The organism is Amycolatopsis endophytica (genome assembly GCF_013410405.1).
Lineage (GTDB): Bacteria > Actinomycetota > Actinomycetes > Mycobacteriales > Pseudonocardiaceae > Amycolatopsis_E > Amycolatopsis_E endophytica.
Window position 1 is genome coordinate 4,938,280 of record NZ_JACCFK010000001.1, and the last position, 24,060, is coordinate 4,962,339.

Below are 24,060 nucleotides of genomic sequence, written 5' to 3' on the forward strand. Positions count from 1 at the left end.
CCCGCGGCGGTGCAAGTTGACGGCCCACCTCAAGCGGCTCCGCCGCTGAAAAACACGGCTTGGCCCCGCTCCTTCCCCCCTTCACACGAGAACAGGACGGTTCATGGCAGCGTTGCCCGATACCGACACCGGCGGCTCCGTCACCGACGAGCGCGGCCGCCGCCGACTGCGCACCAAACTGATGCTCGCCACCCAGGTGGGTCAGGGCATCGACGGGTACATCCTCGGCGGGATCGGGGCCGCGATGCCCGCGATCACCGCTGATCTGCACATGTCGGACTGGACCGCCGGGCTGATCGGTGCGTCCGCGTTGGCAGGCATCTTCCTCGGCGGGCCGCTGTTCGGCTGGTTCGCCGACCGCTTCGGCAGGCGCATCGTGTTCCTGACCGACATGATGATCTTCCTTCTCGGTTCCGTCGCCCAGTTCTTCGTGGACAACGCGTGGCAGCTGTTCGTCATCCGGCTGGTGATGGGCATCGCGATCGGCGGCGAGTACGCGATCGGCGCGCCCCTGCTGTCGGAATACGCGCCGCGTCACAACCGTGGGCGGCTGCTGGCCAGCCTCGAAGTCAGCTGGTACGTCGGGTTCATGCTCGCCTTCGCGGTCGGCTACGCACTGTCCGGTGTGGACGGTGGATGGCGCTGGACGCTGGGCAGCAGCACACTGATCGCGCTCGTCTGCGTGGCGCTGCGCGGCGGCATCCCCGAATCGGCCCGGTGGCTGCTGAGCAAGGGCAGGCGAGCCGAAGCCGAGCAGCTGATCCGCCGCTACGGCATGGACGTCGACGTGGACACCGAACTCGCCGACGGCGAGCGGCGCAACAGCCTGCGCCTGCTGTTCACCCGCCGTCACCTGCGCAGCACCGTGTTCGCCAGCACGTTCTGGGCGGCGCTGGTGCTGCCCTACTTCGCCATCGGCACGTTCTCCCCGCAGGTGCTCCAGGCACTCGGCCTCGACGACGCGCTCGCCGGTTCGCTGGCCAGCAACGCGCTCGCGGTCGTGGGCGTGGCCGCCGGCTGCCTGCTGGTCGAGCGCATCGGCCGCCGCAAACTGCTGATCCCGCCGTTCTGGATCACCGCGGCGGCGCTCGCGCTGATCGGGTTCTGGCCCACCGCGCCGATCGCCGTGGTCGTCGCCTGCTTCCTCGTGTTCGCCTTCCTCAACGCGGCCTCCAGCGCGCTGACCGCGGTCTACCCGCTGGAGGTGTTCCCGACCGCCATCCGCACCACCGGAGTCGGGTTCGCGACCGCGATGAGCCGCGTCGGGGCCGCGATCGGCACCTTCCTGCTGCCGGTCGCGCTCACCCACCTCGGAGTCGGCCCCACCATGCTGATCGGGGCGGCCGTGCTTGCCGCGGGCGGCCTGTTGTCGCACTTCCTCGCCCCGGAAACCGCCGGGCTCGAACTGAGTCACGCCGCCCGCGCCGCGACCGAGACGAACAGCCGGTAGCCCGTCGCGGCAACCCGCCGCCACGGTTGCCGTTCGCGGCCGGACCCCGCACCGGCGCGACACGCCCGGTGGCGCGGGTGCGGACCACGACATCGCGGCACCGTTCGTGCGGCCCGCTCAGGCGGCCCGGGGTCATCCGGCGGGAGGCCGGTCTCCGGCCAGGTGTGCCAGCAGACGGTCTCGTGCGTGTTCGAGGTGGTGCCTGCCGTGCCGGTCGGCGAGGTCGGCGTTCCTGGCGCGGATCGCGTCGAGGATCGCCTGGTGTTCCTGCTCGATGACGAACGGGTCGAGCAGGTGGTTGTTCTGTACCTGCGCGAGGCACAGGCGCATCTGGTTGATGAGTTTGTCGTGGATGGCGCTCACGCCGGGGCTGCCGAGAAGGCTCACGAGTTCGCGGTGGAAGCACACGTCGGCGTCCACCACCTCGACCACGTCTCCCTCCGTGGCGGCGTTGTGCATGCGCTCGATCGCCTGCTCGGCGGCGCCGAGCTCGCGGGGTGATTCGGCGAGCAGGCGGTACACGCCCGCTTCGATGACCGACCGGGACAGGTACATGTCGGTCACGACCTCGGGCCGGAACGTGAGGACACGCGCGGCGTGGTGCGCGGTGCGTTCCAGCAGCCCCTCGGCGATCAACCGTTCGACGGCGACCCGTGCGCTGGGGCGCGACACCCCGAACTGCTGCGCCACCGCGGCTTCGGCGACCCGTGCGCCCGCCGGGAGCTGCTGGGTCAGGATCCGTTCGCGCAGCGCGGCGGTGAGGGAGTCGGGGACCGAGACCACGGTGAGAGCAGAGGTGTCCGCCATCGGCTCAGGATAGTGGGCATCCGCGATACCCGCATACATGTATTACAATCTTTGGGCGGGAAGGGGAACGGATGCGCGTACTGGTCTCGATGGACAAGCTCAAGGGCACCGCCACGGCGGCGGAGGCGTGCGCCGCGGTGTCCCGTGGTCTGCGGCGCGCCGAGCCGGGACTCGATGTCCGTGAGCTGCCCATGGCCGATGGGGGTGACGGCACGCTCGACGCGCTCCTGCACGGCGGCTATGACCACGACACCCTGGTCGTCCCCGCTGCGGACGGACGCCCGGAGTCCGCGCGGGTGGCCCGTCGCGATGGCACTTATCTTGTCGAGATCGCCGAGATCTGCGGGCTGGGTGGCGCGCGGCCGACGGCGGGGATGGCCGAACGGGCGGACAGCTCCGGGGTAGGGGACGCGATCCGCCACGCACTCGACGCCGGTGCGGGCGAGATCCAGGTCGGTCTCGGCGGAAGCGCCACGAGCGATGGTGGCGCCGGCATGCTGCGCCGTCTCGGTGCCCGGTTCCTTGATCGCGCCGGGCAGCCCCTCGCCGCCGGTGGCAGCGCGCTGGCCGAGCTCGCCGAGCTGGACTGGTCCGGTCTCGACCCGCGGCTTGCGTCGATCCGGCTGCTGGGGCTGTGCGACGTCGACTCACCGCTGCTCGGCGCGTCCGGCGCCGCCGAGGTCTTCGGACCGCAGAAGGGCGCGGACCCCGCCGCCGTCCACCGCATCGAAGCCGGACTCTCCCGTTTCGCCCAGGTCGTCGCACGAACGCCGCCGCCCGCGGGATTCGCCGACCCGAATGCCGCCGGTGCCGGTGCCGCCGGAGGGCTCGGGTGGGGGCTTCGGCTCCTCGGCGCCGAACTGGCCGGAGGCGGGGAGCGGATCGCCGATGCCCTCGGCCTTGATGCCGCCACATCCGGCGCCGATCTCGTCATCACCGGGGAGGGCCGGCTCGACAGGCAGTCCCTGGCCGGGAAAACCCCCGCGGTGGTCGCCGGGGTCGCCCGGCACCATCGCGTTCCGGTCGCAGCCGTGGTCGGACAGGACCGGCTGGGCGAGGAGGCCGCGCGACTCGGCCTGGTCCGTGTCGTCGCGCTCGAACGGATCGCCGGTCCCACCGTCGGCGACCGGGACCGCACCATCCGGGCGCTCGAACAGGCAGGCACCCTGCTCGCCGCGACAGTGGCGCAGGCGCAACGGGACGCACCAGCCCGCTGACGCCGCCGCCCGTCCCCGCCGGAAGGGCAACGATGTCACGTCCGCGACCGCGTAAGGCTTTTCGCGGAGCGGACGCGGGCCCGCTTCGCTGCGGTCGCTTCGGCGGGGACTGAGGTTGCCGTGGCCGCCGGCCAGGACCAGCAGCCGCAAGGGGTCGGCGTCAGGCCCGCCGTGCCATGCACGCAGGTTATGACGTCCATCCCGGTCGGCGGGTACCGGTCGGGCGCGCGACGGCTGATGCTCGGGACATGACAACAACGCGGCATCATCCCGGTCGTCTCGCGCCGGGTTTGCTCGTGACCGCCGTGGGCACGGCTGTCGCTTTCGGATTCGGCAAACTGGTTCCGGCGGTCAGCGCCCTGACGGTGGCGGTGGTTCTCGGTGTCGTGGTGGGCGGGCTGCTTCCACAACGGACCCGCGCGGGGCTGGCCTGGGCCACGAAGAAGTTCCTGCGGTGGGGTGTGGTGCTGCTCGGTCTGCAGCTGGGGCTCGGTGAGATCGCCGGTCTGGGTCCGGGCACGGTGGTCGCGGTGGTGGTGACCGTGCTCGTGGCGTTCTTCGGCACCCTGGCGTTCGGCAGGCTGTTCGGAGTGTCGCGGGGACTCGGGCTGATGGTGGCGACCGGGTTTTCGATCTGTGGTGCGTCGGCGATCGCGGCGATGGACAGCGTGACCGGCACCGACAAGGAGGACGTGGCCACCGGCGTGACTCTGGTGACGTTGTACGGGAGTGCGGCGATCGCGCTCGTGCCGCTGGCCGGGCACGCGCTGGGCCTGGGGCCGGAGCATCTCGGCGCGTGGGCGGGGTTGAGTGTGCACGAGGTCGCCCAGGTGGTGGCGGCGGCGTCGCCCGCGGGGGCGGCGGCGGTGGCGATCGCGGTCGTGGTGAAGCTGACGCGGGTGGTCCTGCTCGCTCCGATGGTCGCGGGGGTGAGCATCGTGCGGCGGCGCCGGCATGGTGCGGGCGCGGGGAAGCGGCCGCCTCTGGTTCCCCTGTTCGTTCTGGGTTTTCTGGTGATGATGGTGATGCGCAGCAGTGGTGTGGTGCCGCGGGCGGTGTTGTCGGCGGGCAGCGTCACGACGACGCTGCTGTTCGCGGCCGCGTTGTTCGGACTGGGCAGCAACGTCCGCGTCGGTGCGCTTCTGCGGACCGGGCGGCGGGGGCTGGTGCTGGGTGCCGTGTCCACGGTCCTGGTCGCGCTGGCGGGCCTCGGCGCGCTCGCCGCCACCGGTGGCGTGTGACGACGGGGCGGTCACTTCGATCACCGACACGACCCCGCCTGTACGTCGACATCGTCTGGCCCGGGGCGCAGGGCGCCTTCGTCCCGGCACGCGCCGGGACCCTTCGGGAGAAAGCCCGCGGCGACGACGCGAGGTCGCGCCGGGCGCGCGGGAACTCGCCGAGCTCTGCGACCGGGGAAGCGTGGCTCAGTGCGCGGTCCACCCGCCGTCCACGCGCAGGGTAGTGCCGGTCACGTACGACGAGGCGTCGCCGGCCAGGAACACCACCGCACCGGCCAGTTCGCTCGCCGCACCGATGCGGCCCTGCGGCACGGCGCCGACGATGACCTCACCCCAGCGGCTGTTCATCAGCCCGTCGGACAGGTCCGTGGCGAAGTACCCGGGCGCCAGCGTGTTCACCCGCACCCCGCGCTCGGCCCACTCCACCGCGAGTACTCGCGTCAGCGCCTCCACACCGCCCTTGCTGGCGGCGTAGGCGGCGATGCGCGGGAAGCCGGTGGTGGCGTGCACCGAGGAGACGTTCACGATGCTGCCCGATCCCTGGTCGAGCATGCGGCGGCCGGCGGCGCGGCAGCAGAAGTACGTGCCGTCGAGGTTGACGCGCAGCACCCGGTACCAGTCGTCGTCGGTCAGCGATTCGCTGCGCGTGAACACCGGGCTGATTCCGGCACAGTTGACCAGGACGTCGACCCGGCCGAGACGCCGCACGCAGTCGTCGGCGAAGCCGGGCTCGTCCACGGACCCGGGCAGCACCACCGTATCCGGCCCGGCCTCCTCCGCCAGCGTGCGCAGATCCTTTTCGGTCCGGGACGTCACAGCCAGCCGCGCACCCGCCCGCGCCAGGGCCAGCGACATCTCCCTGCCGAGGCCCTTGCCGGCCCCGGTCACCCACGCCGTCTTTCCGGTGAGATCGAACGTGCTCACGCGATCACCGGCAGGGACCGCAGGTCGCGCTTGAGCACCTTGCCCGAGGGGGTGCGCGGGAGCTCGTCGAGGAACCGGATCTCGGCGGGCACCTTGAACTTCGCCAGGCGTTCGCGGCAGAACGCGACCAGCCCGGCGCCGTCCACTTCGGCGCCCGGCCGCAGCACGACGAACGCCTTCGGCACCTCACCCCACCGCTCGTGGGACATCCCGACGACCGCGGCCTCGACCACGTCGGGGTGTTCGTAGAGGACGCGCTCGACCTCCGGGGTCGCGATGTTCTCCCCGCCGGAGACGATCATGTCCTTCTTCCGGTCCTCGACGTAGAGGTAGCCGTCTTCGTCGACCCGTCCGATGTCGCCGGTGTGGAACCACCCGTCACGCAGGGCCTTCGCCGTCGCGTCCGGGTCGTGCCAGTACCCGGCGAACACCTTGGGGCCGGACAGGGTGATCTCGCCCAGCTCCCCGGTGGGCACTTCCCGGCCGGTGTCGTCCACGATGCGCACACGCAGGTGCACGACCGGCCTGCCGACCGATCCGGCCTTGGACAGCATGTGCCCGGCGTCGTTGAAGGTGTCGCCGGAGACGGTCTCGGTGAGCCCGTAGGCGTCGGCGAACCAGGCGGTGGGGAACGCGGCGCGGATCCGTTCGATGAGCGGCACCGGCATCTTCTCCCCGCCACCGATGATGAACCGGATCGAGGAGGTGTCGCGTTCGGTGATGCCCGGCAGGTGCAGCAGGGCGTTCATCATGGAGGGGGCGAGCCAGATGTTGCTCGGGCGTTCCCGCTCGATGGTGTCGGCGACCTCGGCGGCGTCGAACTTCCGGGTCAGGACCAGCGCACCGCCCGCGTGCAGGGTGGCCAGCGCGGGCAGGTCGAGCCCGCCGACGTGGTAGAGCGGACCGCACACCAGTGTGGTGTCGGCGCTGGTGATGCCGAACTCGACGATGTGGCCGAGATTCTTGTGCAGCAGGTTGGCATGGGTGATGCACACCCCCTTCGGCCGGGAGGTGGTGCCGGAGGTGTACATCAGGCGCTGCAGCGCGTCCGGGCCGACGTCCTCGATCGGCACCACCTGGCCGAGGTTGCGGGCCACGAGGTCCTCGTAGGACAGCCACCCGTCGCGCTGCGCGCCCAGCAGCAGCCGGTGCCGCACCGGGATCGCCGACGCGGCCTCGGCGAACTCGGGTTCGGTCAGGATCGCGGCCGTCCCGGCGTCGGCGACGATGTAGTCCCATTCGGCGGGGGAGAGCCGGTAGTTCAGCGGCAGGAACGCGGCGCCGAGGTGGTTGAGCGCCAGCACGGTTTCCAGGAACTCGATGTGGTTGTACAGCAGCAGCGCGACGATGTCACCACGGCCGATGCCCAGCTCGCGCAGGCCCGCGGCCAGCGCGTGCACCCGGGTGGACAGCTCCCGGTTGGTCAGGCGGTGCTCGCCCTGGGACAGCACGACCTTGTCCGGGTACCGACCCACATTGTGGTCCAGCATGGCGGCGAAGTTGGCCATCAGCGCTCCTCGGCGTGGAAGCTGTGCAGTTGCGCGCCCGCCTCGCCCCAGTGGATCGTGCTGATCATGCCGCCATCGGCCACCAGGTCGGCGCCGGTGACGAAGGCGGACTCGGGGCCGGCGAGGAAGGCGACGACACGGGCGATGTCGTCCGGTTCGCCCAGCCGCCCGAGCGGGATGTTGTCCACGGTGGCCGACCGGATCGCCTGGTTGCCCAGGGTGTCGCGGTTCAGCCCGCTCTCGACCACACCGGGGCTCACCGAGTTGATCCGGATCCGGTGCCCGGCCAGCTCCGCGGCGAGCTGCTTGGTCAGCGCGAGCACCCCGCCCTTGGCCGCGGTGTAGGAGGAGAACCCGTACCCGGTGTGCCCGGCGATCGAGGCGATCTGCACGATCGAGCCCCCGCCCGCGGCGGTCATGGCCGGGATGACGTGCCGCAGCAGGATGAAGTACCCGGTGAGATTGACGTCGACGACGCGTCGCCACTCCTCGACCGAGCACTCCAGCAGCTTCTTGCGCACGATGATGCCGGCGGCGTTGACCAGCACGCGCGGCGCACCGGGCAGCGCGCCGATCACGTCCCGCACCGCGTCGTCGTCGGTGACGTCGACCGCGTACTCGGCGGCCCTGCCGCCGCGTTCCTCGATGTCCCGCCGCGTGCCGCTCGCCCCGTCCACGTCCAGCAGCGCGACCGTCGCTCCCGTCGCGGCCAGCCGCAACGCGCAGGCCCGCCCGATACCGGAGGCGGCGCCGGTGATGACAGCGCAGTCCATGTGGTGTCCTCTCAACCCATCGCGTATCCGCCGTTGACGTCGACCACGGCGCCGGTCATGTAGCTGGCCGCGGGGGAGGCGAGGAACGCCGCCACCCGCGCGATCTCCTCCGGCCGGGCGAGCCTGCCCAGCGGGCAGTAGTCCGGCCGGTAGCCGCGCCCGGCGACCATCTCGGTGTCCACGACACCGGGAGCGACGCCGTTGGCGGCGATCCCGTTCGCGGCCTCGGTCTTGGCAAGCCACTTCACCATCGCGTGCACGGCGCCCTTGCTGGCCACGTAGTGCGGCCCGGCGAGCACACCGCCGACCTTGCCCGCGACCGAGCCGATGCAGACGACGCGCCCGCCCTGCCGCCGCAACAGTGGCAAAGCCGCCTTGACGGTCCACAGGGTGCCCTTCACGTTGACACCGAGCACGTGGTCCACTTCGGACTCGTCCAGGTCGTCGAGGGACACCGTGTCGCCGTACACCGCCGCGGAGGTGACCAGCGCGTCGAGCGCGGGCAGTCCGGACAGGGCCGCGCGCACCGCGGCCAGGTCGGTGACGTCCACCGCGTGCCCGGCGGCGGTGCCGCCCTCGGCCCGGATGGCCTCGACGGTGCCGGCGGGGTCGTTGACGTCGAGCACCGTCACGGCGGCGCCCGCGGCGGCCAGTTCACGGGCGATGTGCGCGCCGATGCCGCGGGCGGCGCCGGTGACGACGGCCTGGTGGCCGCGCATCCCGGCGGCGCCGCCCGCGGCGAGGACACCGGTCACGAGTTCTCGCCGTTGCGGCGTTCGTGGGCTTCCAGTTCCTCCATCAGCACCGGAACGCCGAGCGTGCAGGTGTGGATGCCCAGGACGCTGGTCAGCTCCAGCACCTCCATGATTTCCTCCTTGGTCGCCCCGTAGCCCAGTGCGTTGCGGATGTGCTGGCGCAGCCCGGGTTCGTAGAGGTGCGTGGTGGAGGCGTCGATCGCGGTGTAGATCAGTTCGCGCACCTTCGGTTCCAGGACCCCCTTGCGCCACGGCACCGACGAGAAGGCCAGGTACGCCTCGAAGAACTCGGGGTCCAGGCTGAGCAGTCCCTCCCAGAAGGGGTTCCAGTAGCCGCGCTCGGACACGAACTGCTCACGCAGCTCGCGCTGGCGGTCGTTGAGCTCGATCGAAGTCATGCTCGTCTCCCTTACTGTGCGGCCAGTTCGGCGCGGCGACGGCGGGTGGCTTCCTCGTCGACGCGCAGCCCTTCCGGATCGGTGCGAGGGTCACCGGTGATGACCACGCCGTAGTCGCGGTAGGCGCCCTCCACGGTCACGTACTCGTCACGCACGTCCCGCTTGACCCGCTCCGGGTCGCGGTCGAGCGGGTTGCCCCAGCCGCCGCCACCGTTGGTGAGGTAGCGGAACACCGCGTGCGGAGTGGTGTGCCACACCGGTGTGCTGGCGAAGTAGAAGTACTCTCCGGCCGGGTCGACGCACTTGGTCTCCGGGTCCAGCATGCCCGCCACCGGGGTGGCGCCGGCGTACACGTCGTCGGAGGTGGGCAGCAGTTCCCTGGTGCGCACGACATCGCGGTCCTCGGCGGGGAACAGCCACGTCGCGCCCAGCGCGCCACTCCTGCCGCCGTAGACCCCGAGACCGCTCGGGCTCTTGGTGTGCAGCGGGCTGGACCAGTGCTCGGCGGCGGTCAGGTACAGGGTGTCCTTCAGTACCGCCGCACCGCCGCGGTTGGTGCCCGCGCCGGAGCTGTCCGGGACGTACTCCTTGCGCAGCACCACCGCGGGCAGCTCGGACTCGATCGCCTCGGTCGCGGGGTCGAGGTTGTTGGCCTGGTAGACCACGGAGTAGCTGTCGGCGTCGCCCGCCTCGGTCGCGCCCCAGGGGCCGTGCTCACCGCCGCACTGCGCGGTGGTCACCCACGGGGTGCCGTCATCGAGCACCCCATTGGCGTTGTGGATGTTGAGCGAGCCGTAGTCACCGCCGACCGCCTTGCGGCCCAGTGCCTTCTCCAGCGCGCGGAACACCGCCAGCAGGACCGGCCCGGTGCTTTCCCAGTACAGGAACACCGCGCCGTCCGGTGGCGTGGCGCTGATGAACGTCCCGGCGGGCAGCACGATGTCGATGTCCCGGTAGGCACCGGAGGTGAACGGCGTGGCCGGGTCGATCAGGAACTTGAGCGCGACACCGACGGCGGTCTTGGTGTCCAGGATGCCGGCGTTGATGCTGGTGCGCGCCTGCGGTGAGGTGCCGCTGAAGTCCAGCTCCATGCGGGGCCCGGCCTTGGTGATCCGGACCTTGATCCGGTACTCCACCGAGTCGTCGACGCCGTCGCAGTCGATGCCCTCCTCGGCCTCGTACACGCCGTCGGGCAGCTCGGCCAGCGCGGTGCTCATCGCTTCGGCGGAGACGTCGGTGCTGTACCGGATCGCGCCGAGGTAGGCCTCGACGCCGTAGCGCTGCACGCTTTCCTGGATCAGCTGCTCGCCCAGCAGCAGGTTCGCGTAGATGGTCTTGATGTCGGGCAGCAGCAGCGCGCAGTAGCGCGCGTTGTCGAAGATCAGGTTGAACGCGGACTTGATCGGCTTGTCGTCCCGGTAGAGCAGGGTCGGGGCGATCACCAGGCCGTTTTCGTAGACGTTGCGCTTGGTGCCGCTGAACCCGGCGGGCACGACGCCGCCCATGTCCAGCTGATGGGCGCGCAGCGTGACGAAGGAGATGATGCAGCCCTCGGCGAACACCGGCCGGATGAAGCAGATGTCGTTGACGTGGTTGCCCGCGCGGTACGGGTCGTTGCAGATCACCACGTCGCCGGGACGCAGGTTCTCCGGGCCGTACTCCTCGATCGTGTTGCGCACCGCCTCCGACATCGTGCCGAGGAACATCGCGAGGCTGTTGCTGACCGAGGACATCGGGTAGTTCTGCTCGGGCGGGCCGGAAATGGTGGCCGCGAAGTCGTACCAGTCGCGCAGGATCAGCGAGAACGCGTTGTTGAGCAGCCCGGTGCACATGTGCTGCACGATGTAGCGCATCCGGCTGGACAGCACCGTCGCGGTGAACCGGTCGGCACCGTAGCGCTGGGCGAACTGCGCGTCGTCGAGGTCCTTGAGTGAAACAGTCATGGTCTTCCCCTTCACGCCTTGCGGATGCGCAGCTCGCCGTGGGAGCCGACGTGGGCGGTCTGGCCGGGCACGAGGAACGTGGTGGACAGCGGTTCCCTGATCACCGCCGGGCCGGGGATCTCGTCGCCGGCGCGCAGGTCGGCCCGCTGGTACTCGTGTGCGGGCAGGTCCTCGTCGGTCAGGTAGCGGATGGTGAGAGTGCGGGTCGGCTCGGGGCTCTCGCCCGCGGGCCGCTCCGGCAGCACCGGGTACTCGACCTTGTCCGCGTTCACCACGGCCTGGACCCGGTAGGTCACCCCCTGCACCGGCAGCGCCTCGAACTTGTTGCCGCTGCGCTCGGCGTAGGCCTCGTGGAAGTTGGCGACCATCCGCTCGACGCCCTCGGCGGTGATCTCGCCGTCGGGCACCGCGATGAACGGGGTTTCCCAGGTCTGGCCCGCCAGCCGCCCGTCGAAGCTGCGGACGAAGGTGACCCTGCCGCGGTCCTTGTCCTTCAGCCGTTCGCTCAGGCGCTGCTCCATCGAGCGGTAGACCTTGTCGATCGACTCGGCGGCCTCGGCGGTGAGCAGGGTGTAGGCACTGCGGCTGTCGGCGTAGACCAGGTCGGTGCTGACCAGCCCCAGCGCGGAGAACAGGCCGGGGTGCGGTGGCACGATGACCTCGGCCGCGTGCACCAGGTCGAGCACCGCGGGCAACAGCATCGGGCCCGCCGCGCCGTAGGCGACCAGGCTGTAGTCGCGGGGATCGACACCGTGCTGGATCGCGATGTTGGTGACGCCCTCGGCGATGTTGTTGATACCGATGTTGAACGCATACGACACGCGCTGCTCGAACGACAGCTTGGTGTCCAGCGCCTCGAAGGCCCGCCGGGACAGCTCCGGGTCGAGCTTCATCCGGCCGCCCGCGAAGCCGTCCGGGTCGATGATGCCCATGAGCAGGCAGGTGTCGGTGGTCGCCGGCTGCGTGCCACCGATGCCGTAGCAGGCCGGCCCGGGATCGGCGCCCGCGCTGCCCGGACCGACCTTCAGCTCGCCCGCCGCGTTGATCGTGACGAGGCTGCCGCCCCCCGCGCCGATGCTGGAGATCTCGTTGGACAGCGCGTTGACGATGAGGTCGTGTTCCAGCTCGAACGTGGTGTTCACGAACGGCTGGCCGTCGGTGACCATGCTGATGTCGCACGAGGTGCCGCCCACGTCGGCGCACAGCAGGTTCCGGGCGCCGATCAGGTTGCCGAAGTGCGCGCTGGAGACGGTGCCAGCGGCGGGGCCGGCGAACACGATCCGGAACGGGTGCTCCATCGCGACGTCGGAGCGCACGAGCTGGGCGGCGCAGTCGGCGAAGTTGAGATCACCGCCGAAGTTCAGCTCGCGCAGTCCGGCGTCGAGACGGCGGGTGTAGTCGCCGTAGATCAGCCGCATGAAGACGTCGACGACGGTGGTGGAGGCGCGGGCGAATTCCTTGGCCAGCGGGGAGACCTCACTGGAGATCGACACCGGGACATCGCCCAGTTCCTCCTGCACCAGCTGACGCAGGCGCTCCTCGTGGTGGTCGTTGACGTAGGCGTTGATCAGGCAGATCGCCACGCCCTCGACACCGCAGCGGCGCAGCACCGCGAGTTCGGCGCGGGTCTGGTCCTCGTCCAGCGGGATCAGCACCCCACCGTCGGCGGTGAGCCGCTCCCGGATGCCGCGGCGCAGGTAGCGGGGCACCAGTGGCCGGTTGGCGTCGCCGTAGGAGCGGCGCCACGCCGGGTTCATCAGGCCCTCGACCGGGCGCCACGTGCGCCCGACGTCGAGGATGTCGCGGTGGCCCTCGGTGGTCAGGAACGCGATCTTGGGCAGCCTGCGGGTGATCACGGCGTTGAGGCCGTGGGTGCTGGCGTGGTTGAAGACCTCGGCGGCCTCCACGCCGATCTCCTGCGCTCCCTGGAGCACGCCGCGTTCGGTGGTGCGCACGTCGGTGGCGACCTTGACGGTCTTGATCTCGCCGTTCTCGATGGCCACGACGTCCGTGAACGTCCCGCCGACATCGACTCCGATCATGGTGGCTTCTCCTCTCTCAGTTCACGTCGAGGCCGTCGGAGGCCAGTGCGATCGGGCCGAGCAACGGGCCCGGCTCGCGGGCGACCGACTCGAGCGTCTTCTGGTGTTTCACGACGGTGAACCAGCCGCCCTCGGACAGCACCGGGTAGCGCCGGAAGTCGGCGGCGGTGCTGCCGGGGAAGTCCCGGGCGAGATTCACGCCCAGCGCGCGCAGGTCCTCTTCGGAAACGTCCTCCCGCGGCACGGAAAGACCTTGCGGGGCAGGGGACTTCTCATCACTCACGGGCGATCACTCCAGTGTGCTGCCGGTGGATTGTTTCGTGTACCAGTCGGTCTACGAAACGGTGACGGGAAGCACTCTAAGGGCCGACCCGGAGCCTGACAAGCCCGGACCGGGTGAGGTTGCGTGATCGGTGCCGACGTTCGGTGAGGGCTGGCGAACGGACGGGCGCGAGCGGAATAGGCTCTGGAGTCATGCCAAGACCACCAGGGCACGGGCCGGGGTACGAGACCAAGCGGCAGGAGATCATCGACCAGGCGGCGCGCCTGTTCGCCAAGCAGGGTTACGCGGCCACCGGGATCGCCGAGATCGGACAGGTCGCCGGCCTGGCCAAGGGCGCGTTGTACTACTACATCGGGTCCAAGGAGAACCTGCTCGTCGAGATCCAGAACCGCGTGCTCAACCCGTTGCTGGCGGCCGCCCGGCGGATCGCGGCACTGGACGAGGACCCGGTGCTGCGCCTGCGCCTGCTGTCCCAGACCCTGCTGGAGCTCATCCTGGCGCGGCTGGACCACATCTGGGTCTACGAACACGACTACCGGCACCTGCGCGGCGCCAACCGCACCCGGCTCCTCCGCCAGCGGCACGAGTTCGAAAAGATCGTGCGGGAGCTGCTCACGGAGGCGATGGAGACGGGTGCGTTCCGCACGATGGACGCGCGACTGGCGATGCTGCAGTTCCTCAACATGCACAACCACACCTACCAGTGGGCCAAACCCGGCGGTGAGTGGGACGCGGAGTTGTTGTCCCGCGAATACTGCGCCACGCTGATCTCCGGTTTCCGCAGCCCGGACTACGACGCCGGCGACCTCGACGAGCGGGTGCGGCGGTTCCGGGAGCGGGAGCAGGTCTGACCCGGTCCGCCGCGACGCGGGGGTGGGGTGCGTGCCCACCCCATCCGGCCCTCCGCTACCCGAGGACGGACTTCCGCACGGCGGCGGCGATCCGCTCGCGGTCGGGCAGCCATTCGCGCTCCAGCGACGGCGCGTAGGGCGCGGGCGTGTGCGCGGCGCCGACCCGCAGGACGGGCGCGTCGAGCGTCCAGAAACCGTGCTCGGCCGCGACGGCGGCCAGTTCCGCCCCGACGCCGAAGGTCTCCACCGCCTGGTGCGCCACCACCAGCCTGCCGGTCTTGGCCAGCGACCGCAGCACCGTCTCGGTGTCCAGCGGCGCGATCGTGCGCAGGTCGATCACCTCGACGCTGATCCCCTCGACGGCGAGTTCCCCGGCCACCGCGGCGCAGTCGTGCACCAGCTTCGAGTACGACACCAGCGTCACGTCGGTGCCCTCGCGCCGGACCGCCGCCTTGCCCAGCGGCACCAGGTGCCCCTGGCGTGGCCGCGGGCCCTTGCGCCCGTAGAGCAGCCGGTTCTCCACGAACACCACGGGATTGGGATCACGGATGGCGGCGCGGAGCAGGCCGTAGGTGTCGGCCGGGGTCGAGGGCATCACCACGGTGAGCCCGGGGATGTGCGCGAGCATCGCCTCCAGGCTCTGGGAGTGCTGGCTGCCCGAGGACTTGCCCGCGCCGAACTGGGTGCGCACCACCAGCGGCACGCTCGCGGCGCCGCCGGTCATGAACCGCAACTTCGCGGCCTGGTTCATCAGCTGGTCCAGGCACACGCCGAGGAAGTCGAAGTACATCAGCTCCACCACCGGGCGCATCCCCGCCATCGCCGATCCGACACCCGCGCCGATGATGGCGTTTTCCGAGATCGGTGTGTCGCGCACGCGGCCCGGAAAGGTCCGCGCCAGCCCGCGGGTGAGGCCGAAGACGTTCCCGCCCGCGCCGACGTCGATCCCGGCCAGGAACACGTCCTCGTCGGCGGCGAGTTCGTGCTCGAGCGCCTCCCGGACGGCGTCCATGGTGCGGAAGACCTCGCCGTCCGGTTCGGACGGTTCCGGGACCGGCTCGCGGGGCACGCCCACGAAGTGGTGCAGGGTCTCCGGTTCCGGTTCGCTCGCCGCCTGAGCCTGCTCGACCGCCGCCTCGATGGTCGCCTCGACTTCCTGGTCGATCTCGGCGACCTGCCCGGGATCCAGCCGGGCGGCGAGCACCGTCAACGGGTCGCGGGTCTTCCACTCCGCGAGCTCGTCCGGTTCGCGGTAGCGCTCCGGGTCACCCTCGTAGTGGCCGTGCCAGCGGTAGGTCTCGGCCTCCACCAGCACCGGTCCCGCGCCCGCCCGCAGAGCGCGCACCAGGCCGCTCATCGTCTCGGCCACCGCGACCACGTCGTTGCCGTCCACGTGGGCGAAGTCGATCCCGTACCCGCGGGCCCGGTCGGCCAGGGTCGCGCGGTGCTGGTCACTGGCCGGGGAGAACTCCGCGTAGTGGTTGTTCTCGCAGAAGAAGACGATCGGCAGCTGCCACACCGCGGCCAGGTTCACCGCCTCGTGGAACGCGCCCTGCGCCACCGCGCCGTCGCCGAAGAAGGCCACGACCACCCCGCCGCGGTCACGCAACTGGGCCGCCGTCGCCGCACCGGCCGCGATCGGCAGGCCCGCCGCCACGATGCCGTTGGCGCCGAAGACGCCCTTGCGCGGATCGGCGATGTGCATCGACCCGCCGCGGCCACCGCACGTCCCGGTGCCGCGTCCCATCAGCTCGGCGAACATGCCGGTGACGTCGAGTCCCTTGGCGATGCAGTGGCCGTGCCCGCGGTGGGTGGAGGTGACGACGTCCTTCTCGTCCAGTGGCCAGCACGCCCCGACGGCGGTGGCCTCCTGGCCGATCGACAGGTGCAGGAACCCCGGGATCTGGTTGGTCCGGTAGAGCCGGGCGGCCCGGTCTTCGAACTGGCGGATCAGCCGCATCCGCCGGTACATCTCCGTCTGCGCCGCGACGTCGGTGACGGCGTCGCTCGCCTGGGTGGAAGTCATCTCGTTCTCGCCCTTGTCTTGCTGGGGTTTCGGCCCGCCCCCTTGACATCTGGCGGGGAACCACGATTCTTGTACCGATTGTTCGAAAAAACAACTCTGACGCGAAGGTGGGTCGGATGCGAGCGTTGCGGTGGCACGGCCGGGGTGACCTACGGCTGGAGGAAGTGCCCGAGCCACCGGAACCGCGGCCGGGCGAAGCGCTGGTGGAGGTCACCTACGCGGGCATCTGCGGCACCGACCTGCACGAGCACGCCCACGGCCCGAACCTGATCCGGGAGGGGCCACATCCGCTGACCGGAGTGCGCCCGCCGGTGACCCTCGGCCACGAGTTCAGCGGGCGGGTCGTCGCGCTCGGCTCCCCGGTGCCGGGCATCGAACCCGGTACCAGGGTCGCGGTCGACCCGTGCCTGCGCTGCGGCACGTGCCGCTGGTGCCGCCACGGCGAGTACCACATCTGCGCCAAAGGCGGGTCCGTCGGCCTGGCCTCGCCAGGAGCCTTCGCGCCGCTGGTCACCGTGCCCGCCTACGGGCTCGTCCCGGTCCCGGACGGGGTGAGTGACCAGCTCGCGGCACTGGCCGAGCCGCTGGCCGTGGGCCTGCACGCCGTGCGCCGGGCGGGCGTGCAACCCGGCGACAACGTTCTGCTCCTCGGGGCGGGCCCGATCGGTATCGCGGTGCTGATGGCGCTCGGACTCGCCGGCGCGGCCGGCATCTACGTCAGCGAACCCGCCCCCGACCGCGCGAAACGCGCCGCCGAACTCGGGGCGACCGAGGTGTTCGACCCGGCTGTCACCGACGTCCGGCGCGAAGTGTTCCTGCGCACCGGGCGGATCGGGCCGGACGTCGTCGTGGAGGCCACCGGACGGCCCGAACTCGTCGAACTCGCGGTGTCCACCGTCCGCCGGGGCGGGCGCGCGGTGCTCGCCGGGATCAGCGGCGGCGCGGCATCGTTGCCGCTGAAGCAGATCGTGCCCTTCGAACGGACCGTGCTCGGCACGCTCGGCTACAACTTCGACATCCCCCGCGTGCTCGACCTGGTCGCCGCGGCCCGGTTCGACCCCGCACCGCTGCTCACCGGCGTGTACCCGCTGTCCCGGGGACTCGACGCGTTCCACGACCTCGGTTCGGGTTCCCACCTGAAGATCCTGCTCGACCCCAAGGAGCACTGAGATGGACTTTGATCTGCCCGCGGAAACCGTTGCGCTGCAGAAGATGTGCCGCGACTTCGCCGCGAAGGAGATCGCGCCCTACGCCGCCGAATGGTCCGAACGGTCCCACTTCCCGGTGCCGGTGTTCCGCAAGCTCGGCGCACTGGGGCTGATGGGCATGCTCGTCGACGAGTCCTACGGCGGGGCCGACGCGGGGTTCGTGTCCTACGTGGCGGCGATGGAAGCGCTCGGCGAGGCGGACCAGTCGGTGGCCTCGGCGTGGAACGCGCACTCCACGATCGCCACCCTGCCGCTGGCGCGGTTCGGGACCGAGGAACAGAAGAAGCGCTGGCTCGTCCCGCTCGCCACGGGCGAGAAACTCGGCGCGTTCGGACTGACGGAGCCCACCGCGGGTTCCGACGCCGCGGGCATCCGCACGACGGCGCGGCGCACCGAGGACGGGTGGATTCTCAACGGCACCAAGATGTTCATCAGCAACGCCGGTACCGAAATGAGCCTCGGCGTGACCGTGCTGGCCGTCACCGGCACCGACGACGACGGCAAGAAGCGGTACGGCACGTTCTTCGTCCCCGACGGCACCGCCGGTTACGAGAAGGGACGGCCGCTGCGCAAACTCGGGTGGCACGCGCTGGACACCCGCGAACTCGTGTTCACCGACTGCTGGATCCCGGAGGAGCACCTGCTGGGGGAGGAGGGCAACGGGCTGCGTCAGTTTCTCGAGGTGCTGGACGCGGGACGGATCAGCGTCGCCGCGCTGTCGCTGTCGCTCGCGCAGGCCGCACTCGACCTCGCCGTCCGCCACGCGGGGGAACGCGAGCAGTTCGGCCGTCCGCTCAGCAGGTTCCAGGCCGTCGGGCACAAACTCGCCGACATGGCCACCGAGGTCGAGGCCGCCCGCTGGCTCGTCTACCGCGCCGCGTGGCTGGGCGATCAGGGCCGCCCGTTCGCCAAGGCGGCGGCCATGGCGAAGCTCTACGCCTCCGAGGTGGCCAACCGCGCCGCCAGCGCCAGCGTGCAGATCCACGGCGGGTACGGGTTCATCCGCGAGTCGGCGATCTCGCGCTTCTACGCCGATGCGAAGATCCTGGAGATCGGCGAGGGCACCAGCGAGGTACAGCGCAACGTCATCGCCCGCTCGCTGGTCCGGACGGGCAAGGAGATGCCGCGATGAGCGACGAGGTGCTGGTCGAGGAAGCCGGCGGGACCCTGGTCATCACGATCAACCGGCCGCACGCGCGCAACGCCGTGAACGCCGCGGTCGCGGGCGCGGTCAACGCGGCGCTGGACCGCCTGACCGAGCGGGACGACCTGCTGGCCGGTGTGCTGACCGGCGCGGGCGGCACGTTCTGCGCGGGCATGGACCTCAAGGCTTTCCTGCGGGGAGAGACGGTCTCGCTGCCCGGGCTGGGCCTGGCCGGGCTGACCGAACGGCACCTGGCGAAACCGATGATCGCCGCGGTCGAGGGGTACGCGCTCGCCGGCGGATGCGAACTCGCGCTGGCCTGCGACCTGATCGTCGCGGCGGAGGACGCGTGGTTCGGCATCCCCGAGGTCAAACGCGGCCTGGTCGCCGCCGCGGGCGGCCTCCTGCGGCTGCCCACGCGCATGCCCTACCAGCTGGCGATGGAGTACGCCCTGACCGGCGACCCGTTCGAGGCGGCGGTGGCGCACCGCCACGGCATGGTCAACCGGCTGACCGAGCCCGGCGGGGCCCTGACCGAGGCGCTGGCACTCGCACGGCGCATCACCGCGAACGCACCGCTGGCCGTCCGGGCGTCCAAAGCCGTGGTCAGCCGCGCCCCCGGATGGGGCACCGAGGTGGCCTTCGAGCGCCAACGTGAGCTGGTGGCGCCGGTCTTCACCTCCGAGGATGCGCGGGAAGGCGCCCGGGCGTTCGCGGAGAAGCGGGACCCGGTGTGGCGGGGCGAATGACGGCGGCTTCGTCCGCGACGCTTCGCCGGGACCTGCTGTGGCAGGGCCCGGTTTGTCACGCCGGAGGCGCTCGCGCGGTGTGGGGGTGCTACCCGATTTCCTGTTCCACCAGCTGGGTTTCCGAGGGCCGGTTCGAGGTCGAGCGCACGTAGATGGCGAGTGCGATACCGCCGGCGATCGCGACCACGCCGAGGATCGCGAAGCCGGGGAAGTAGCTGCCGGTGGCGGCCAGCAGTGCGCCGACCAGCCAGCCTGCCACGATGCCGCCGCCGCCGGCGCCGAATCCGTTGATGATGCCGGTGGCGGGTCCGACCGCGGTGCTGGACAGCCGGGTCACGGCGATGGCCCAGATGTTGGGCGTGTAGGCCGCGGTGAAGTAGCCGACGCCGAGACTGATCAGCACGAACTGGGCCGGAGCGGAGTGCGCGAAGGGCAGGCAGGCGATGAGGATCCCGCCGACCACCAGACCGGACACCGCGATCGGCCCGCGTTTGCCGGTGCGGTCGCTCAACGCGATCATCGGGACGGTCAGCACGAGCGAGACCAGGTACGGCGTCGCCGATGCCAGCCCGCTCAGCATGGGGGACAGGCCGAAACCCGAGACGGTCTGCGGCAGGAAGAGCGTGATGCCCCAGAACAGCATGCCGTTGGCGAAGTAGCTGAACACGATCAGCAGGAAGCGCCATCCGCCGAGTGCGGCGAAGGTGAGCCGTTCCCGTGTCGTGTCCTCGGTGCGGGTGGCCCGTACGGGGGCGAACCGCGGCACGCCGGGCCGGGAACGCAGGAACACCGCGTACAGCGGCACGATCACGACCAGCCCGATCCCGCCGAGCAGCCAGAACAACGGCCGCCAGTCCCACGCCGAATACACCGGGGTGAGCAGGAAGAAGCCGAGCGCGAGCGCCAGGTACTGGCCGTAGTACTGGATGAGCGCGCTGGCCCGGCTCATCTCCCGCTCGTCGAACCACTCCTTGGCGAGGCGGAACTGTTGCGGCCAGTAGAAACCTTCGAACACCCCGACGCCGATCCGGAGCGCCACGAGTACGGGCACGCTGTCGCTGAACCCGATCGCCAGCGTGCACAGGGAGTATCCGGCGACCGAGACGAGCAGGATCCACTTGGCGTCGAAGCGCCCGGTGAGGAACCCGCCGAGCAGGTTGGAGGCCAGGTAGCCCCACAGGAACGCGGTCAGCGTCAGACTCGACACGGCCGGGAAACTGCCGCCCGCGAAGTCGAGATCGCGGGCCACCCCCTTGATCCCGATGGACAGGTTGGACCGGTCGAGGTAGGCGACGAACAGGCCCACCGCGAGCAACAGTCCGATCCGGACCCACCGTTCGCGCCCACCCGGTGTGGTGCGTTCCCTCGTTGTCATCGTCACGCTCCCTTGCGTCAGAACGGGGTCAGGCCGCGTAGCGTCGCAGCACGTCGCGATCGATCTCGATGCCGAGGCCGGGCCCCTCCGGCACGCTCATCACCGGGCCGGTCTCCAGCCCCGCCAGGCCCGAGCGGAACGGGTTCGGCGCCTGGTCGAGCTCCACCGCGACGGGACGGCGGCCGGTGGAGGGCGTGACCTGCGGCAGCGCGGTGATCAGGTGCAGGCCGGCCGCGATCGTGATCGAGGAGCCCCAGACGTGGGGGAGCGTGGTGATGCCGTGCGCGCTGGCCATTCCCGCGATCAGCAGGGTTTCCCGGATGCCGCCGCAGGCCGTGGCGTCCGGCTGCAGGATGTCGACCGCGCGGGTCTCGATGAGTTCGCGGAACCCCCACCGCGTGAACTCGGACTCCCCACCGGCGATCGGCACCGTGGTGGTGGCCCGCAGCTCGCGGTAGCCCTGCAGGTCCTCGGGCAGCACGGGCTCCTCGAAGAACCACAGGTCCGCCCCGGCCAGCTCGCGCAGGAAGGTCTTGGCCTCGGCGGTGGTGTACCCGCGGTTGGCGTCCACCGCGACGCGCACCTCGTCGCCGAGCGCGGCACGGGCCCGGCGCACACGGTCGATGTCGGTCTTGAGGTCCCTGCCGACCTTCATCTTCACGTCGCGGTAACCGGCCTCCAGCACCGACGCGGCTTCGGCTTCGATGTCCGCCTCCCACGGCCCGCCGTAGTAGAAGGCCGACGCGTAGGCGCGCACCTCGGGCGTGTGCTTGCCGCCGAGCAACCGCCAGACCGGCAGCCCGGCGGCCCGGCCCGCCAGGTCCCAGAGCGCGATCTCGATGCCGGAGATCGCCGCGATCGAGATGCCCTTGCGGCCCCATTCGCGGTTGCGGTTGTAGAGCGTGTCCCAGATGTCGGTGAGCTCGCGCGGGTCGCGGCCGACCAGGAACGCCGCGAAGAACCCGTCGATCAGGGCGCGGTTGCCCGCCGCCGGGCCGAAGCACTCGCCCCACCCGGTGTGGCCGTCGTCGGTGCGGATCTCCACCAGGCAGCTGCCGCGGGAATCCCAGTCCCATTGGGACATCCCGAACGGCACGTCGAGCCGGTGCCCGACGACGTGGGTGGTGACGGAGTGAATCTTCATCGCTGTTCCTTCCGCGGCGGCGTGACGGATTCGCGGCGCACCAGGGAGCCGGGCACGACCAGGTGCGGGTTCCGCGCGGGGCGGTCGCCGGCGGCCATCCGCACGATCAGGTCCCCGGCCAGACGACCCATCTCCTCGACCGGCTGGGCCACCGCGGTCACCGAGGGGTGGGCGGCGGCCATCCAGCCGGCGTCGGTGAATCCGACCACCGACAGGTCACCCGGCACGGTCAGGCCCGCTTCCCGTACGGCGACGAGGATCCCTTCGGTGACGGGCACGTTGAAGCCGAGCACGGCGGTCACCCCGGATTCGGTGGTGAGGACTTCGCGCAGGGCGGCGCGGGCGGCGGCCGAGGTGCCTTCGGTGTAGCGGACGAGGGCGTGCCGGTCCGGGTGCCGGCCGGTCGCCTCGTGCAGGCCCGCCTCCCGCAGCCGGGTCGTGGACACGCCCTCCGGACCCATCACGGCGACGATCCGGCGGTGCCCGGCGCTGTAGAGTTCCTCGGCCGCCTGGGCGAACGCCTCCTGCTCATTGGTGACCACGGTCGGCACGTCGATGCCCGGAACCGTCCGGCTGACCAGCACGACGTTGTCGAACACCCCGGCCTGCCGCGCCGAAAAGCGGGTCCCGGTCGCGGGGGAGAGGACCAGACCGGTCGGCCGGTAGGAGGCGAGCAACTCGAGCTGGGCGGCTTCGAGTCCAGCGTCGTCGTCACAGTTGAGCAGCAGCACGCTCAGACCGGCCGCGCGCAGGGGCGTCTCCAGCGCCCGGTGCAGGCGGGCGTAGAACGGGTTGCCGATGTCGGAGACCGCCAGGCCGACCATCGGGGAACGCGTGGACCGCAGACTCCGCCCGAGTACGTTCGGCGAATACCCCAGCCGCGCGACAGCGTCCAGCACACGGCGCCGCGCGTCCGCACTGACGTAGCCACTCTGGTTCACCACGCGCGACACCGTCTGCGCACTGACCCCCGCGGCCTCGGCGACATCCCGCACCGTCGCCCGGTTGCGTCCGGCCAAGGTACCTCCTCACCTGCTTGTGTTAACGATAACACAGCGGTGGACGGGTGCGCGGACGACGCAGTGCCGACCTCGCTCAAGGCGGGAGCCACGCCGGCGGCGACTGGCCCACCTGCCACAGCGTGGCCTTCGACGCCTTCGCCGGGCACGGCGACAGCAACCGCGGGCTCACCAACCGGCTGAACCGGCAGAACCCCCACCGGGGCATCGCCGGCCCGGAAGCGGGGGAATGGTCCGGAAGTGGCTTGCCCGGCGACGTCGGCCCTGTCCATGGCGCCGCGGGAGAACGCGCTGATGCTCGCAGTGGACGAACGAGCCGGAGGCGCCACCACCAATCCCGCGGTACCGGACGACGCCACCCCGAGATCGAGGAATGGTTGATCCGCCACCCCCCGGTTCCCTCCGCACGTCCGGCGCTAGCGCTCCTCACGGTGCCAGGCCCGGCCACCGCCCACGGCGACCTGCTCGGCGAGGGCGCGGGCCGCGTCGCGCACCTGCCCGATCATCTGGTCCAGGCGGGCACCGACGCCGTCCTGCGGGGCGACCGAACTGACCGCGCACACGCACTGCCGGTCGTGCAGCACGGGTGCCGCCACGCCCACGATCCCCGCCGTCAGCTCCCCGTAGGACACCGCGTACCCGTGCCGCCGCACGGTGGCCAGCCGCTCGCGCAGCTGCGCCACCTCGGGGGTCTTCGCCGTGTAGCGGCGCAGCGGCCGGGCGGTGACACTGTCCACGACGGCCGCCGGGGCGAACGCCAGCAGCACCTCCGCACTCGCCCCGGCGTGCAGCGACTGCACCTGGCCCGGACGGAACGTCAGCGGACCCCACGACGGGGGTGACACCACGTCGAGGCACAGCAGGACACTCTCCACCCGCACGCTGAGCAGCGCCGGGCCGTCGGTGGCGTCCCGCAGCGACGTGAGCACCGGACGGGCGACCGTGACCAGGTGCTGGTCGGAACCGGTGCTCTCCACGAGCGACTTGCGGCCCCGGCTGTAGGCGCCGTCGATCCGGTACAGGTAGCCACCCTGCCACAGCTGCCGCACATAGCGGTACACAGTGGACATCGGCATCCCGAAGTGCCGCGCCACCTCGGCCACGGTGGCCCGCGGGGTGGTGGCGAAGTACTCCAGGATGGCCAGCCCCTGCAGCAGCGGTGTGCGCGGGGGCTGGTCGGTCACCGGTTCTCTCCTGCCGGTC

General features: G+C 71.0%; 21 protein-coding genes. 7 read left to right on the plus strand and 14 right to left on the minus strand.

What is annotated here, in order from left to right; translation table 11 throughout:
- Positions 1–103 precede the first annotated feature (103 nt).
- Complete coding sequence (locus HNR02_RS24365; RefSeq protein WP_246338628.1) at positions 104–1,450, plus strand: MFS transporter; 1,347 nt, start codon at positions 104–106, stop codon at positions 1,448–1,450.
- A gap of 132 nt (positions 1,451–1,582) precedes the next feature.
- On the opposite strand, the gene HNR02_RS24370 is transcribed toward HNR02_RS24365, so the two are convergent.
- The gene (locus tag HNR02_RS24370; protein WP_179775433.1) at positions 1,583–2,257 is read right to left on the minus strand and encodes a GntR family transcriptional regulator; all 675 of its coding nucleotides are present in this window, start codon (positions 2,255–2,257) and stop codon (positions 1,583–1,585) included.
- Positions 2,258–2,328: 71 nt separating this feature from the next.
- Between HNR02_RS24370 and HNR02_RS24375 the strand changes: the two genes are divergently transcribed.
- Positions 2,329–3,474: a glycerate kinase gene (locus HNR02_RS24375; protein WP_179775434.1), complete on the plus strand. Its 1,146-nt coding sequence runs from the start codon at positions 2,329–2,331 to the stop codon at positions 3,472–3,474.
- A gap of 248 nt (positions 3,475–3,722) precedes the next feature.
- Entirely contained in the window at positions 3,723–4,715 is a 993-nt protein-coding gene (locus tag HNR02_RS24380; protein WP_179775435.1) for a YeiH family protein, read from the plus strand.
- Between the two features lie 186 nt (positions 4,716–4,901).
- Here the strand turns inward: HNR02_RS24380 and HNR02_RS24385 are convergent, their stop codons facing one another.
- From HNR02_RS24385 to HNR02_RS24420, 8 genes are read right to left on the minus strand one after another with little or no spacing between them, the layout of a single operon-like run.
- Positions 4,902–5,639: an SDR family NAD(P)-dependent oxidoreductase gene (locus HNR02_RS24385; RefSeq protein WP_179775436.1), complete on the minus strand. Its 738-nt coding sequence runs from the start codon at positions 5,637–5,639 to the stop codon at positions 4,902–4,904.
- The gene (locus HNR02_RS24390; protein WP_179775437.1) at positions 5,636–7,147 is read right to left on the minus strand and encodes an acyl-CoA synthetase; all 1,512 of its coding nucleotides are present in this window, start codon (positions 7,145–7,147) and stop codon (positions 5,636–5,638) included. The genes HNR02_RS24385 and HNR02_RS24390 overlap by 4 nt, the downstream gene beginning before the upstream one ends.
- Entirely contained in the window at positions 7,147–7,920 is a 774-nt protein-coding gene (locus HNR02_RS24395) for an SDR family NAD(P)-dependent oxidoreductase (protein WP_179775438.1), read from the minus strand. The genes HNR02_RS24390 and HNR02_RS24395 overlap by 1 nt, the downstream gene beginning before the upstream one ends.
- 11 nt (positions 7,921–7,931) lie before the next feature.
- Complete coding sequence (locus HNR02_RS24400) at positions 7,932–8,675, minus strand: SDR family NAD(P)-dependent oxidoreductase (RefSeq protein WP_312861122.1); 744 nt, start codon at positions 8,673–8,675, stop codon at positions 7,932–7,934.
- Positions 8,672–9,073, minus strand: a complete 402-nt coding sequence (locus tag HNR02_RS24405; protein ID WP_179775439.1) for a carboxymuconolactone decarboxylase family protein — start codon at positions 9,071–9,073, stop codon at positions 8,672–8,674. The genes HNR02_RS24400 and HNR02_RS24405 overlap by 4 nt, the downstream gene beginning before the upstream one ends.
- A gap of 11 nt (positions 9,074–9,084) precedes the next feature.
- Positions 9,085–11,016 carry a hydantoinase B/oxoprolinase family protein gene (locus tag HNR02_RS24410; protein WP_179775440.1) on the minus strand — a complete coding sequence of 644 codons (1,932 nt, stop codon included), beginning with the start codon at positions 11,014–11,016 and terminating at the stop codon, positions 9,085–9,087.
- Positions 11,017–11,027: 11 nt separating this feature from the next.
- Positions 11,028–13,058: a hydantoinase/oxoprolinase family protein gene (locus tag HNR02_RS24415; RefSeq protein ID WP_179775441.1), complete on the minus strand. Its 2,031-nt coding sequence runs from the start codon at positions 13,056–13,058 to the stop codon at positions 11,028–11,030.
- A 16-nt stretch (positions 13,059–13,074) separates the two neighbouring features.
- Positions 13,075–13,302: a hypothetical protein gene (locus HNR02_RS24420; RefSeq protein WP_179775442.1), complete on the minus strand. Its 228-nt coding sequence runs from the start codon at positions 13,300–13,302 to the stop codon at positions 13,075–13,077.
- A gap of 230 nt (positions 13,303–13,532) precedes the next feature.
- Between HNR02_RS24420 and HNR02_RS24425 the strand changes: the two genes are divergently transcribed.
- Entirely contained in the window at positions 13,533–14,192 is a 660-nt protein-coding gene (locus tag HNR02_RS24425; protein WP_179775443.1) for a TetR/AcrR family transcriptional regulator, read from the plus strand.
- Positions 14,193–14,247: 55 nt separating this feature from the next.
- Here HNR02_RS24425 and HNR02_RS24430 read toward each other — a convergent pair whose 3' ends face one another.
- Positions 14,248–16,218 carry an alpha-ketoacid dehydrogenase subunit alpha/beta gene (locus HNR02_RS24430; RefSeq protein WP_179775444.1) on the minus strand — a complete coding sequence of 657 codons (1,971 nt, stop codon included), beginning with the start codon at positions 16,216–16,218 and terminating at the stop codon, positions 14,248–14,250.
- 116 nt (positions 16,219–16,334) lie between these two features.
- Here HNR02_RS24430 and HNR02_RS24435 point away from each other — a divergent pair, with 116 nt between their 5' ends.
- Genes HNR02_RS24435 through HNR02_RS24445 form a run of 3 tightly spaced genes read left to right on the plus strand, consistent with a single transcriptional unit; the run spans position 16,335 to position 19,319 of the window.
- The gene (locus HNR02_RS24435; protein WP_218903067.1) at positions 16,335–17,387 is read left to right on the plus strand and encodes an alcohol dehydrogenase catalytic domain-containing protein; all 1,053 of its coding nucleotides are present in this window, start codon (positions 16,335–16,337) and stop codon (positions 17,385–17,387) included.
- Position 17,388: 1 nt separating this feature from the next.
- Positions 17,389–18,558 (plus strand): acyl-CoA dehydrogenase family protein, encoded by a 1,170-nt coding sequence (locus HNR02_RS24440; protein ID WP_179775446.1) that lies wholly within the window; start codon positions 17,389–17,391, stop codon positions 18,556–18,558.
- Complete coding sequence (locus HNR02_RS24445) at positions 18,555–19,319, plus strand: crotonase/enoyl-CoA hydratase family protein (protein WP_179775447.1); 765 nt, start codon at positions 18,555–18,557, stop codon at positions 19,317–19,319. The genes HNR02_RS24440 and HNR02_RS24445 overlap by 4 nt, the downstream gene beginning before the upstream one ends.
- An 88-nt stretch (positions 19,320–19,407) precedes the next feature.
- Here HNR02_RS24445 and HNR02_RS24450 read toward each other — a convergent pair whose 3' ends face one another.
- The 4 genes from HNR02_RS24450 to HNR02_RS24465 all read right to left on the minus strand — a co-directional run bounded on the left by HNR02_RS24450 (position 19,408) and on the right by HNR02_RS24465 (position 24,041).
- Entirely contained in the window at positions 19,408–20,694 is a 1,287-nt protein-coding gene (locus tag HNR02_RS24450; RefSeq protein ID WP_179775448.1) for an MFS transporter, read from the minus strand.
- A 28-nt stretch (positions 20,695–20,722) separates the two neighbouring features.
- Positions 20,723–21,838: a mandelate racemase/muconate lactonizing enzyme family protein gene (locus HNR02_RS24455; protein ID WP_179775449.1), complete on the minus strand. Its 1,116-nt coding sequence runs from the start codon at positions 21,836–21,838 to the stop codon at positions 20,723–20,725.
- Positions 21,835–22,857 (minus strand): LacI family DNA-binding transcriptional regulator, encoded by a 1,023-nt coding sequence (locus HNR02_RS24460; RefSeq protein WP_179775450.1) that lies wholly within the window; start codon positions 22,855–22,857, stop codon positions 21,835–21,837. The genes HNR02_RS24455 and HNR02_RS24460 overlap by 4 nt, the downstream gene beginning before the upstream one ends.
- Positions 22,858–23,273: 416 nt before the next feature.
- Positions 23,274–24,041, minus strand: coding sequence for an IclR family transcriptional regulator (locus HNR02_RS24465; RefSeq protein ID WP_179775451.1), 768 nt, complete (start codon positions 24,039–24,041; stop codon positions 23,274–23,276).
- Positions 24,042–24,060 lie beyond the last annotated feature (19 nt).

Bases quoted from the DNA above. Each gene is read 5' to 3' on its own strand.
- HNR02_RS24365 (WP_246338628.1), top strand. From the start codon at position 104: ATGGCAGCGTTGCCCGATACCGACACCGGCGGCTCCGTCACCGACGAG.
- HNR02_RS24370 (WP_179775433.1), bottom strand. From the start codon at position 2,257: ATGGCGGACACCTCTGCTCTCACCGTGGTCTCGGTCCCCGACTCCCTC.
- HNR02_RS24375 (WP_179775434.1), top strand. From the start codon at position 2,329: ATGCGCGTACTGGTCTCGATGGACAAGCTCAAGGGCACCGCCACGGCG.
- HNR02_RS24380 (WP_179775435.1), top strand. From the start codon at position 3,723: ATGACAACAACGCGGCATCATCCCGGTCGTCTCGCGCCGGGTTTGCTC.
- HNR02_RS24390 (WP_179775437.1), bottom strand. From the start codon at position 7,147: ATGGCCAACTTCGCCGCCATGCTGGACCACAATGTGGGTCGGTACCCG.
- HNR02_RS24395 (WP_179775438.1), bottom strand. From the start codon at position 7,920: ATGGACTGCGCTGTCATCACCGGCGCCGCCTCCGGTATCGGGCGGGCC.
- HNR02_RS24405 (WP_179775439.1), bottom strand. From the start codon at position 9,073: ATGACTTCGATCGAGCTCAACGACCGCCAGCGCGAGCTGCGTGAGCAG.
- HNR02_RS24410 (WP_179775440.1), bottom strand. From the start codon at position 11,016: ATGACTGTTTCACTCAAGGACCTCGACGACGCGCAGTTCGCCCAGCGC.
- HNR02_RS24415 (WP_179775441.1), bottom strand. From the start codon at position 13,058: ATGATCGGAGTCGATGTCGGCGGGACGTTCACGGACGTCGTGGCCATC.
- HNR02_RS24425 (WP_179775443.1), top strand. From the start codon at position 13,533: ATGCCAAGACCACCAGGGCACGGGCCGGGGTACGAGACCAAGCGGCAG.
- HNR02_RS24430 (WP_179775444.1), bottom strand. From the start codon at position 16,218: ATGACTTCCACCCAGGCGAGCGACGCCGTCACCGACGTCGCGGCGCAG.
- HNR02_RS24435 (WP_218903067.1), top strand. From the start codon at position 16,335: ATGCGAGCGTTGCGGTGGCACGGCCGGGGTGACCTACGGCTGGAGGAA.
- HNR02_RS24440 (WP_179775446.1), top strand. From the start codon at position 17,389: ATGGACTTTGATCTGCCCGCGGAAACCGTTGCGCTGCAGAAGATGTGC.
- HNR02_RS24445 (WP_179775447.1), top strand. From the start codon at position 18,555: ATGAGCGACGAGGTGCTGGTCGAGGAAGCCGGCGGGACCCTGGTCATC.
- HNR02_RS24450 (WP_179775448.1), bottom strand. From the start codon at position 20,694: ATGACAACGAGGGAACGCACCACACCGGGTGGGCGCGAACGGTGGGTC.
- HNR02_RS24455 (WP_179775449.1), bottom strand. From the start codon at position 21,838: ATGAAGATTCACTCCGTCACCACCCACGTCGTCGGGCACCGGCTCGAC.